This window comes from Achromobacter semiaridum (assembly GCF_053543755.1).
Map to the genome: position 1 here is coordinate 18,314 of NZ_JBLVOL010000098.1, position 11,793 is coordinate 30,106.

General features: G+C 57.4%; 4 protein-coding genes and 2 rRNA genes. 4 read left to right on the top strand and 2 right to left on the bottom strand.

What is annotated here, in order from left to right; genetic code table 11:
• Positions 1-197: 197 nt before the first annotated feature.
• On the top strand, positions 198-2,006 hold the full coding sequence (locus ACNPP0_RS22995; protein ID WP_448707091.1) for a monovalent cation:proton antiporter-2 (CPA2) family protein: 1,809 nt from the start codon (positions 198-200) through the stop codon (positions 2,004-2,006).
• Positions 2,007-2,619: 613 nt separating this feature from the next.
• Complete coding sequence (locus ACNPP0_RS23000) at positions 2,620-4,035, top strand: sensor domain-containing diguanylate cyclase (protein ID WP_448707092.1); 1,416 nt, start codon at positions 2,620-2,622, stop codon at positions 4,033-4,035.
• Positions 4,036-4,046: 11 nt separating this feature from the next.
• On the opposite strand, the gene ACNPP0_RS23005 is transcribed toward ACNPP0_RS23000, so the two are convergent.
• Both ACNPP0_RS23005 and rng read right to left on the bottom strand, forming a co-directional pair.
• Entirely contained in the window at positions 4,047-4,748 is a 702-nt protein-coding gene (locus ACNPP0_RS23005; RefSeq protein ID WP_448707093.1) for a DUF3053 domain-containing protein, read from the bottom strand.
• Between the two features lie 196 nt (positions 4,749-4,944).
• Positions 4,945-6,426, bottom strand: coding sequence for a ribonuclease G (gene rng, locus ACNPP0_RS23010; protein WP_104143317.1), 1,482 nt, complete (start codon positions 6,424-6,426; stop codon positions 4,945-4,947).
• A 1,039-nt stretch (positions 6,427-7,465) separates the two neighbouring features.
• On the opposite strand from rng, the gene ACNPP0_RS23015 reads away from it, so the two are divergent.
• Positions 7,466-8,996 (top strand): 16S ribosomal RNA (locus ACNPP0_RS23015).
• A gap of 343 nt (positions 8,997-9,339) precedes the next feature.
• Positions 9,340-11,793, top strand: a 23S ribosomal RNA gene (locus ACNPP0_RS23020); the annotation flags it as partial.

Genomic DNA, 11,793 nt, shown 5'->3' on the forward strand with positions numbered 1-11,793 from the left:
GGGGCGGCTTTTTTTGTGCCGGCCCGTGCCGGTTCCAGGCGGGCGGGATTGCCGGCTGATGCGCGCCCGCCCGCCGCCCGGACTGCCGTAGTTGCTAATTGCCAATCCGACGGATAGCCGGAAAATGGCGCAAGCCCATCTGCTGTGGCCGGGCCCCGCCTTGCACGGCGGGCCCATCGTATAACCGGGAGCGCCTTATGGCTTCGCCTATCGAAGGCAATCAACTCGTGAACGTCGTCGTCCTGCTGGGCGCGGCGGTCGTCGCCGTACCCATCTTCAAGCGCCTGGGGCTGGGTTCCGTGTTGGGCTACCTGGCGGCCGGCCTGGCGATCGGCCCCTTCGGTATCGGCTTCTTTTCCGACCCCAAGTCCATCCTGCACGTGGCCGAACTGGGCGTAGTCATGTTCCTGTTCATCATCGGGTTGGAAATGCAGCCGTCGCGCCTGTGGAAGCTGCGGGGCGAAATCTTCGGCCTGGGCGTGGCGCAAGTGCTGGCCTGCGGTGGGCTGCTGACCGTGGTCGGCTTGCTGGCGGGCCTGTCCGGCGCGGCCGCCTTCATGGCCGCGATGGGGTTCGTGCTGTCGTCCACGGCAATCGTGATGCAGATATTGGGCGAGCGCGACGAAAGCACCAGCGCGCAGGGCCAACGCATCGTTTCCATTTTGCTGCTGGAAGACCTGGCCATCGTCCCCTTGCTGGCCTTGGTGGCCTTGCTGGCGCCCAGCGGCGCCACGGCGGATCATGGCAACCCCTGGGCGCAGACCGCGATAGCCCTGGGTTGCATCCTGGCGCTGCTGGCGGCCGGGCGCTGGCTGCTGAACCCGTTGTTCCGGCTGTTGGCCGCCGCCCATGCCCGCGAAGTCATGACCGCCGCGGCCCTGCTGGTTGTGCTGGGCGCCGCCTTGCTGATGGAATTGGGCGGCTTGTCGATGGCGATGGGCGCGTTCCTTGCCGGGGTCCTGTTGTCCGAATCCACCTTCCGGCATCAATTGGAGGCCGAAGTTGAACCGTTCCGGGGCATATTGCTGGGCCTGTTCTTCCTGGGCGTCGGCATGTCGCTGGATCTATCCGCGGTCGCGCGAGAATGGCCGCTGATCCTGGCGGCCGTTGTGGCCTTCATGCTGGTGAAATCCGTGGGCGTTTACGTGGTAGCCCGTTTGTTGCGGGCCTCGCACGCAGAGGCCGTGACGCGGGCGGCTTTGCTGGCGCAGGGGGGGGAATTCGCGTTCGTGCTGTATGGCGCGGCGGCGGCCGCCGGCATTTTCGATGCGCATACCGGGGCGGTCCTGACCGCGGTCGTCATTATCTCCATGGCGCTGACCCCATTATGTGTATTGTCGTTGCGATGGCTGCTGCCGCCGCCGGCGCCGTCCATGGACGGCGTGGACGTCGCGCGGGACCTGGACGGCTGTGCGCTGATCGTCGGTTTTGGCCGTTTCGGCCAGATCGTTACCCAGGCGATGCTGGCCCGCGACCTGACCGTGTCTATCCTGGATACGGACACCGACGCCATCCGCGCCGCGGCGAAGTGGGGCGTGAAGGTGTATTACGGGGACGGTACTCGCATCGACATGTTGCGCACCGCCGGCGCCGAAAACGCCTGCGCCATCCTGATTTGTATCGACAACCCGCAGGCCGTGAATCACATGGTCAAGCTGATCAAGTCCGAATTCCCCTTGGTGCGCATCGTGGTCAGGGCGTATGACCGCATTCATTCCCTGGCCCTTGCCCGGGAAGGCGTCGACTACCAGGTGCGGGAAACGCTGGAATCGGCCTTGGTGTTTGGAGAGGCGGCATTGCGCGCCATCGGGGTGCCACCCGACGAGGCCGCCGAAGTGGTGCAGGACGTGCGCCGGCGCGATACCGAACGGTTTGACCTGGAAGTGGCGGGCGGCCTGTTCGCCGGCCGGTCGCTGCTGTACGGCAATATGACCGGGCCGGCCGACGGCAGAAACGACAAGCCGGACCGCGAAGCGGCCGAAGCGGCGACGAATCCCCTGGCGTAACGCTGTATATCTCCATCGTTGCACAACTTTTCGGTTCATTTCACGCGCGGCGATGGCAGGCTGCGGTAATTTATCCGCACTGACTCTTCACTTACGAAGAGCATTTGCCAGGGGGCTGCCATGCTGCATTCGGACCGGGGTTTCACCACACCGCACGCTGTAGGGGTTGAGCTTGCCCGACGCCAGGCTTTGGCGTTGCAGTGCGGATTTTCAGCTGACGCGATGCGCCAGCTGCTATCGCCGGGGGGCAGCGCCGCGCCCGCCTGGGCGATCAGCGCACATCGCGAAACGGACCGGGTCCGGGGCGCGGGGGCGTTTCCGTTCCGGATCGGAGTTTCAGCGGTTTCTTGATGGCTTGGGGGCCGGGCGCACGGCGCTCGGTTTGCCCGCCCCGGCCTGATGCGCGCGATCTCTCGTCGCGCGCTTTTCTTTTGCTCTGGTCATTCGCATGCCCTGGACGCGCTTGCCGCCTTGCGCGCCACGCTCGGCGGCGGCATTATCTTGCTGCATATCACAAGGACGTAAGCCACGACACCCGCACGCATCGCCAAGGAGCGCCGGTTTGAAGTCTCGCAGTTTTGTGCATCGCGTCTTGTACGCGTTGGCCGGACTGGTGGCCATCGGCATCTGCATGGCAGCAGTGGCGTTGCTGTGGATCGACCGTCAGGCCACATGGACCGCCGCGCACAAGTCGGCACGCAATATCACCGGCATACTGTCCGCTGATATTGGCCGCACGTTTCAAATCTACGATTTATCCTTGCAAGGCGTTGTAGAGCGGCTGGGCGAGCCGGGCATCAACGACGTCAGCCGCGCCACGTTACAGCGTTTTTTGTTTGACCGGTCGTCCACCGCTGAATACCTAGGCGCCATCGTCGTGCTGGATCAGGACGGGAATATCCGTTATGACTCCACCTCGATTAATCCACCGCCGCTGAATTTTGCCGACCGCGACTACTTTCGCGTGCACCGCGACGCGGAAGATGTGGGTCTGTACGTCAGTCGCCCTTATATCAGCCGCCTGCGGCAGGGCGATGAAAGCATCGCGATCAGCCGGCGCCTGGTCAATCCGGACGGCACCTTTGCCGGAGTCGTTGCCGGTTCATTGCGGATGGCCTATTTCCGCGATCGATTCGCAGAGCTTTCCATCGGGCACAACGACGCCATCACGATATTCCGCAACGACGGCGTGGTGCTGGTGCGCACTCCCTATTCCATGGTGGATGTTGCGGGTAGCGGGCCTGGGCTGCTGGCATTCCAACAGTTTCTCATCCGGCGCGAAAGCACCTTCGTGGGTGATTGGGCGCCTGATGGCGTGAACCGTCTTTACACCTTCGACACGATCGACAACACGCCGCTGGTAATCGACGTGGCGCTATCCGTGGACGATATCCTGGCGCGCTGGAACCGACGCGCGGCATTGATTGTGCCGGTCACACTGGCGCTGTTTTTCTCGGTGATGGCGCAGATTGTGTTGTTCCGCCGTGAAATGCGGTGGCGCCAGGCATTCGAACAGCAGTTGCAAGAGCGCGCGCAGACGGACGGCCTGACAGGCATCGCCAACCGGCGCACCTTTGACGAAACGCTTGACCGCGAGTGGGCATCGGCTCGCCGCAATGGCGGGCCAATCTCACTGCTTTTTCTGGATGCGGATCACTTCAAGCGCTACAACGATCGCTACGGCCATCAAGAGGGTGACGAGCTGTTGAAGCGGCTGGCGCTGACGCTTGAGAGTAAAGCCCGGCGGCCTCGGGACCTGGCGGCGCGCTACGGGGGCGAAGAGTTCGTGCTGCTGTTGCCCGACACCGATAGCGACCACGCGCTGGCCATTGCCGAATCCATAAGGGCGGCGATCGCGGAATTGGGTATTCCGCATCAAGACAATGTGGACGGCATCGTCACGGTCAGCATCGGTGTGGCAACTGCCGGCCCCACCGATGCAAAACCCGCGTCGACGCTGCTGGAGGCCGCCGATGCCGCCGTATATCGTGCAAAAAAAGCCGGACGCAATAGAATCGCCGCGGCTTGATGGCTTCTGACTTATCGGCCCAGCATCAACGCCTGCATGCGGGTGTGTGCCTGTTGCAGGTTCCGGGCCTGGTCATTCAGGTTTTGCAGCAGTTGATTCAGCTCGGCTTGTACCGCCGGGTCGTTCACCTTCGTGATCGGGCCCGAGATCTCGATCTGCGTTTTGTGCGCCTCGACGTAGTCGGCAATCTTCAAGCCGCTGTCAAAGGTGGCATTTAACTGCGGAAGCACGTCGCGGAACGTGTCGGCGGGCAGGCTCACCGTCTTTTCATAGGCCTTGTCGTAAACCGTCTTCAAGTCCGCCGGTTGTTTCAGCTGCGCGTGCGCCGCATCCGCCTTGGTTTGCTGGTCTTTCAATGCAACGCCCATATCGCTCAAGGACTGTTGAGCGGCTTTCATGTCATCGCGGCGCGTCACGATATCGTTCAACGAACGCGGGGCGCTTTTCTGGATGATTCCCGACAAGGGTTTGACGGCTGCGTCCATACCGGCGTTGAAGTCGGTGATCACCGCGTAATGCGAAGCGTAGTCGCCAAACGACTTCTGTTCCTCATCCGTCAGCTTGGGCACGCGCACGCCGGGCTTGTCCACGATGCGAGTCTGCAAGTACTGAATGAACGCGGCACGCTGCTCGGGTTCCTTGTCGCCGCAAGCGGCCAGCACCAGCGGCAGCGCCGCAACCAGCAGCAGGAACGGACGGAATAGGGACTTCATTGAATAACCTCCGAAAGCATGAAAAAGGGCGCTGGGCAGGGTAAACCCTGGCAAAGCGCCCGCGAGCTTATCGGCTGAAGCCTCCCGCCGCCATCCGTTTCAAACTTCATTTCAATCGAATCGTTAAGTCACATAATTTGCGAAGATTGATGTGAAAGTCGGATGGGTTTTTGCTATACGCGCGTGTCTGGCGAAGTCAAACAAGAATGATGTCGTACTTTTCCTGCGTATAGGTGCTCTCGACTTCCAGCGATACCCGTTTGCCCACAAAATCACCAAGCATCGCCAAATGCTGGCTTTCTTCTTCCAAAAATAAATCCACGACGTCCTGCGACGCCAAGATCCGAAATTCCTTGGGATTGAACTGCCGGGCTTCGCGCAGAATTTCACGCAGGATTTCATAGCAAACGGTGCGCGGCGTGCGCACATTGCCGCGGGATTCGCACATGGGGCAGGGCTCGCAAAGCTGATGCGCCAGGGAATCCCGCGTCCGCTTGCGGGTCATTTCCACCAGCCCCAATTGCGTGAAGCCATTAACCGTCATGCGCGTGCGGTCACGCGACAACGCCTTCTTCAGTTCGGCCAGCACCGTGTCGCGATGTTCCTGTTCTTCCATGTCGATGAAGTCAAGAATGACAATGCCGCCCAGGTTGCGCAGCCGCAGTTGGCGCGCGATTGCCTGGGCCGCCTCCAGGTTGGTCTTGAATATGGTGTCGTCGAAGTTGCGGCCGCCGACGAATCCGCCGGTATTCACGTCCACCGTTGTCAGCGCCTCGGTCTGGTCGATGATCAGATATCCGCCCGATTTCAGATCCACCCGGCGAGACAGGGCTCGCGCGATCTCGTCGTCGACGTTGGCGGTGTCGAACAAGGGGCGGTCGCCACTGTAATGCTGAATGCGGTCGACCACCGACGGCGTGTAAACCCGCGCCCATTCCAGCATCGCGGCGCTGGTCGTGCGCGAATCCACCAGAATGGCGCCGATCGTCGGCCCCACCATGTCGCGCAATACGCGTTGCGCCAGCGTCAGGTCTTGATGCAGCAGGGCGGGGGCGGGCTGGGTGCGCGCGGCAGCCTGGACGCTGCTCCACAGCTTGCGCAAATATTCCAGGTCGGCGGTCAGCTCTTCATCGTTGGCGCCTTCCGCCTGTGTCCGGACGATGAAGCCACCTTTCTCGTCCGCCGGCATCAAGGCTTGCAGCCGCTCTCGCAGCTGAATGCGCTCGGACTCGGCATCGATCTTCTGCGAAATCCCGATGTGGGGATCGTGGGGCAGATAAACCAACATCCGTCCCGCCATGCTGATCTGCGTCGACAGGCGTGCGCCCTTGGTGCCGAGAGGGTCCTTGACCACCTGGACCATGATGGTCTGTCCCTCGAAAAGCAGCTTTTCGATGGGCGTGGGCGTCAGCCCCTGGCTACGTTCGCCCCGGTTCTCACGCAGATCGGCAATATGAATAAAGGCGGCGCGCTCCAGGCCAATGTCGATAAACGCGCTTTGCATGCCCGGCAACACACGAACCACTCGCCCCAGGTAGATATTGCCGACATGGCCACGCTGGATGCTGCGTTCGACATGCAGTTCCTGCACTGACCCTTGTTCCACCAGCGCAACGCGGGTTTCAAACGGGGTCACATTGATCAGAATATCTTCGCGCTGGGCGATGGCGGGGGGCATAGCGTGCTCGTCTCCAAATAGGTGCGGCGTACAGCGAATAGTAAACGTACCCTACGCCTAGGCAAGCGCGGTCGCCAACTATCTATATATAGAGGGTGCGTGCACTGCTTGCGCGTTTTCCCATCCATTTTAGATTTACATAACTTTCTTGCGCGTCCGGGCGGGCGGCCGAAAAACTTGTGCTATAGTCTCGCTCCTTCGCAGTTCAGACACTTTGAACCGCGAAGCCAAGCAGTACGACGGGCTTCGGCCTGCCGCCAAGTAGCCAGTGATGGCCGCCAAGCGGGATTGCAAGGATCGGTGCAAATCAGGCAAAAGCCAGTTGCACTTTCTGCAAAAATCGTGCTATAGTCTTGGGCTTGGCTGGTGATGATGAATAAGGGTTTACCCGGTTCGATATCGCAAGTCATCTGAGCAGTAACCGGCCTCTGGTTTTCAGGGTCGTCGCTAGTGAAAGCCGGTGGCGGGGTTGCAAGATAGGATGCAAATTAGGCAAGAGCCGGTTGCATAATCTGCAAAAGTCGTGTTATAGTTTCAGGCTAGGCAGTTGCCGAAAACTTAGGGTTTACCCGGATGGGTGGTTCTGATGTTTCGATAGCTGCTAAAGAGAGCAGACCTGAAGAGGTCGCAGGCAAGAAAGCGGTGGCGCGAAAGCGAACGAAGCTGACTTGACAAGCGATAAAAACTTCTTCATAATCTCGCCTCTCTGCTGCTGAAAACAGCAAGCGACGCAAGGCGAAAGCCGCGCAGCGCTGGCAGGATCAGCAGGTAGCAGTAAGCAGTTTGTAGTACCGAATTTGCAGTACCGCTCTTTAACAATTAAACAACCGATAAGTGTGGGCGCTTGATGCGATGCACTGTGATTCAGGTCCGGGGTTAAACCTAGGCTTGTCTCACAAGCACAATGAAATCAAGTGCTCACTAGAAGTGAAGTACCTTAGACGTCAAGTTTAAGAACATACCTCACTTCCTTTGAGTAGCGACGTATGACCTGGTTCGGATTTATTCGGACCAAGAATACGAAACAAATACAGAGATTAAACTGAAGAGTTTGATCCTGGCTCAGATTGAACGCTAGCGGGATGCCTTACACATGCAAGTCGAACGGCAGCACGGACTTCGGTCTGGTGGCGAGTGGCGAACGGGTGAGTAATGTATCGGAACGTGCCTAGTAGCGGGGGATAACTACGCGAAAGCGTAGCTAATACCGCATACGCCCTACGGGGGAAAGCAGGGGATCGCAAGACCTTGCACTATTAGAGCGGCCGATATCGGATTAGCTAGTTGGTGGGGTAACGGCTCACCAAGGCGACGATCCGTAGCTGGTTTGAGAGGACGACCAGCCACACTGGGACTGAGACACGGCCCAGACTCCTACGGGAGGCAGCAGTGGGGAATTTTGGACAATGGGGGAAACCCTGATCCAGCCATCCCGCGTGTGCGATGAAGGCCTTCGGGTTGTAAAGCACTTTTGGCAGGAAAGAAACGTCATGGGCTAATACCCCGTGAAACTGACGGTACCTGCAGAATAAGCACCGGCTAACTACGTGCCAGCAGCCGCGGTAATACGTAGGGTGCAAGCGTTAATCGGAATTACTGGGCGTAAAGCGTGCGCAGGCGGTTCGGAAAGAAAGATGTGAAATCCCAGAGCTTAACTTTGGAACTGCATTTTTAACTACCGAGCTAGAGTGTGTCAGAGGGAGGTGGAATTCCGCGTGTAGCAGTGAAATGCGTAGATATGCGGAGGAACACCGATGGCGAAGGCAGCCTCCTGGGATAACACTGACGCTCATGCACGAAAGCGTGGGGAGCAAACAGGATTAGATACCCTGGTAGTCCACGCCCTAAACGATGTCAACTAGCTGTTGGGGCCTTCGGGCCGTGGTAGCGCAGCTAACGCGTGAAGTTGACCGCCTGGGGAGTACGGTCGCAAGATTAAAACTCAAAGGAATTGACGGGGACCCGCACAAGCGGTGGATGATGTGGATTAATTCGATGCAACGCGAAAAACCTTACCTACCCTTGACATGTCTGGAATTCCGAAGAGATTTGGAAGTGCTCGCAAGAGAACCGGAACACAGGTGCTGCATGGCTGTCGTCAGCTCGTGTCGTGAGATGTTGGGTTAAGTCCCGCAACGAGCGCAACCCTTGTCATTAGTTGCTACGAAAGGGCACTCTAATGAGACTGCCGGTGACAAACCGGAGGAAGGTGGGGATGACGTCAAGTCCTCATGGCCCTTATGGGTAGGGCTTCACACGTCATACAATGGTCGGGACAGAGGGTCGCCAACCCGCGAGGGGGAGCCAATCCCAGAAACCCGATCGTAGTCCGGATCGCAGTCTGCAACTCGACTGCGTGAAGTCGGAATCGCTAGTAATCGCGGATCAGCATGTCGCGGTGAATACGTTCCCGGGTCTTGTACACACCGCCCGTCACACCATGGGAGTGGGTTTTACCAGAAGTAGTTAGCCTAACCGTAAGGGGGGCGATTACCACGGTAGGATTCATGACTGGGGTGAAGTCGTAACAAGGTAGCCGTATCGGAAGGTGCGGCTGGATCACCTCCTTTCAGAGCTTAAGTGCTCGTGTTAAGCGTCCACTCTTATCGGTTGTTTTTTGTAGCTGGGGCCAATATTGATTGGCCCGGCGTAGAAGTTAACGCATAGCGCTGCTTGCAGCGCTATGCGTTGGGTTTTACTCAACAGCTATATTCGTTCTTTAACAATCTGGAAGAAGCACAACGAAATGTACTTATTAAGTACTCGGCGCAAGCTGGAGAAAATAAGTACGGGTTGTGATTGCATTATTTTGTTCCAAGTTCTCAAGACTGGGGTGAATAACCTCAGACTGCTTTGAAACTTATGAACGGCACAAACGCTAATACTCAGGTCCTATAGCCTACAGCGTTATAGGATCAAGCGACTAAGTGCATATGGTGGATGCCTTGGCGATCACAGGCGATGAAGGACGTAGTAGCCTGCGAAAAGCTACGGGGAGCTGGCAAACAAGCTTTGATCCGTAGATGTCCGAATGGGGAAACCCACCGCAGCAATGCGGTATCCCTAGCTGAATACATAGGCTAGTGGAAGCGAACCGGGTGAACTGAAACATCTCAGTAGCTCGAGGAAAAGAAATCAACCGAGATTCCGAAAGTAGTGGCGAGCGAAATCGGAAGAGCCTTTACGTTTTAGCACGCAAGATAGTCGAACGGAATGGAAAGTCCGGCCGTAGCAGGTGATAGCCCTGTAGATGAAATCTTGTGTGTGGAACTAAGCGTAAGACAAGTAGGGCGGGACACGTGAAATCCTGTTTGAAGATGGGGGGACCATCCTCCAAGGCTAAATACTCGTGATCGACCGATAGTGAACCAGTACCGTGAGGGAAAGGCGAAAAGAACCCCGGAAGGGGAGTGAAATAGATCCTGAAACCGTATGCATACAAACAGTAGGAGCCTCCTTGTGGGGTGACTGCGTACCTTTTGTATAATGGGTCAGCGACTTACATTCAGTGGCAAGGTTAACCGAATAGGGAAGCCGTAGCGAAAGCGAGTCCGAATAGGGCGATTCAGTCGCTGGGTGTAGACCCGAAACCAGATGATCTATCCATGGCCAGGTTGAAGGCACGGTAACACGTGCTGGAGGACCGAACCCACTAATGTTGAAAAATTAGGGGATGAGCTGTGGATAGGGGTGAAAGGCTAAACAAATCTGGAAATAGCTGGTTCTCTCCGAAAACTATTTAGGTAGTGCCTCAAGTATTACTGCGGGGGGTAGAGCACTGTTATAGCTAGGGGGTCATGGCGACTTACCAAACTATGGCAAACTCCGAATACCCGCAAGTACAGCTTGGGAGACAGAGCACCGGGTGCTAACGTCCGGACTCAAGAGGGAAACAACCCAGACCGCCAGCTAAGGTCCCGAATTATCGCTAAGTGGGAAACGAAGTGGGAAGGCATAGACAGTCAGGAGGTTGGCTTAGAAGCAGCCATCCTTTAAAGAAAGCGTAATAGCTCACTGATCGAGTCGTCCTGCGCGGAAGATGTAACGGGGCTAAGCGATAAACCGAAGCTGCGGGTGTGCACTTTTAGTGCACGCGGTAGGAGAGCGTTCTGTAAGCCTGCGAAGGTGGCTTGTAAAGGCTGCTGGAGGTATCAGAAGTGCGAATGCTGACATGAGTAGCGATAAAGGGGGTGAAAAGCCCCCTCGCCGTAAGTCCAAGGTTTCCTGCGCAACGTTCATCGGCGCAGGGTGAGTCGGCCCCTAAGGCGAGGCAGAGATGCGTAGCTGATGGGAAACTGGTTAATATTCCAGTACCGTCGTACAGTGCGATGGGGGGACGGATCGCGGAAGATCATCAGGGTGTTGGATGTCCCTGTTGCTGTATCGAAGATGGCGCTTAGGCAAATCCGGGCGCGTAAATCAAGGGTATGGCACGAGCGAGCATTGCTTGCGAAGTGATTGGAAGTGGTTCCAAGAAAAGCCTCTAAGCTTCAGCTGTACGAGACCGTACCGCAAACCGACACAGGTGGACGGGATGAATATTCCAAGGCGCTTGAGAGAACTCAGGAGAAGGAACTCGGCAAATTGATACCGTAACTTCGGGAGAAGGTATACCCCGGTAGTGTGAAGCGCCTGCGCGCTTAGCATGATGGGGTCGCAGAGAATCGGTGGCTGCGACTGTTTATTAAAAACACAGCACTCTGCAAAGACGAAAGTCGACGTATAGGGTGTGACGCCTGCCCGGTGCCGGAAGGTTAAGTGATGGGGTGCAAGCTCTTGATCGAAGCCCCGGTAAACGGCGGCCGTAACTATAACGGTCCTAAGGTAGCGAAATTCCTTGTCGGGTAAGTTCCGACCTGCACGAATGGCGTAACGATGGCCACACTGTCTCCTCCTGAGACTCAGCGAAGTTGAAGTGTTTGTGATGATGCAATCTACCCGCGGCTAGACGGAAAGACCCCATGAACCTTTACTGTAGCTTTGCATTGATCTGTGAACCGGCCTGTGTAGGATAGGTGGGAGGCTTTGAAGCGTGGTCGCTAGATCACGTGGAGCCATCCTTGAAATACCACCCTGGTTTGTTTGCGGTTCTAACCTTGGTCCGTTATCCGGATCGGGGACAGTGCATGGTGGGCAGTTTGACTGGGGCGGTCTCCTCCCAAAGTGTAACGGAGGAGTTCGAAGGTACGCTAGGTACGGTCGGAAATCGTGCTGATAGTGCAATGGCATAAGCGTGCTTGACTGTGAGACTGACAAGTCGAACAGGTGCGAAAGCAGGACATAGTGATCCGGTGGTTCTGAATGGAAGGGCCATCGCTCAACGGATAAAAGGTACTCTGGGGATAACAGGCTGATACCGCCCAAGAG

Excerpts from the sequence above, each read along its gene's own strand:
- ACNPP0_RS22995 (WP_448707091.1), top strand. The coding sequence starts at position 198 with ATGGCTTCGCCTATCGAAGGCAATCAACTCGTGAACGTCGTCGTCCTG.
- ACNPP0_RS23005 (WP_448707093.1), bottom strand. The coding sequence starts at position 4,748 with ATGAAGTCCCTATTCCGTCCGTTCCTGCTGCTGGTTGCGGCGCTGCCG.
- rng (WP_104143317.1), bottom strand. The coding sequence starts at position 6,426 with ATGCCCCCCGCCATCGCCCAGCGCGAAGATATTCTGATCAATGTGACC.